The organism is Variovorax sp. 10L426, from assembly GCF_056395305.1.
On sequence record NZ_JBFTJF010000064.1, the window covers coordinates 1 to 550 of the forward strand.

Annotated in this window: 1 pseudogene; it reads right to left on the bottom strand. The window is 63.1% G+C overall.

Going from position 1 to position 550, the window contains the following annotated elements:
• Nucleotides 1–139 precede the first annotated feature (139 nt).
• Nucleotides 140–550: pseudogene (locus AC1DHL_RS29725) on the bottom strand ([protein-PII] uridylyltransferase family protein); the annotation flags it as partial.

The following is a 550-nucleotide window of genomic DNA, read 5'->3' on the forward strand; positions in this document are numbered from 1 at the left end:
TCCGGCGCATCGTCGGCCAGATGCAGCACGACCTGTTCCACGTCTACACCGTGGACCAGCACATCCTGATGGTGGTGCGCAATATCCGCCGCTTCGCCATCGTCGAGCACACGCACGAGTTCCCGTTCTGCAGCCAGTTGATGGCCAGGAACAGGCGGCGGTTCTCGGGATCGTTGCGCCAGCTCGCGTCCATGACCGTGCGCGCGTTGTAGAGCCCGCGCAGCGTACGGGGGGAGATGCCTTTCACGCCCGGCGTGCGCTCGTAGAGCAGGAAGGTCTCCAGGATTGCGTGCGGATCGCGCTCGTACAGGTCGTCGCTGGTGATTTCCAGCATGCCCTGGCGTTCCACGAAGCGGTCGTTGATCACGCGTGTGACCTTCGATTCACTCGGAAACAGCATCGCCTCGATATTGAGCAGCAGTACGCTGTTGAGCTGCGTCACCGCCTTGGCGGCCCAGTAGAAGCGGCGCATCAACTGTTCGCTGGCGCGCTTGTGCGTGGTCTGCCGATAGCCGAAGGACTCGGCCAGCGCGGTTTGCAGGTCGAACAC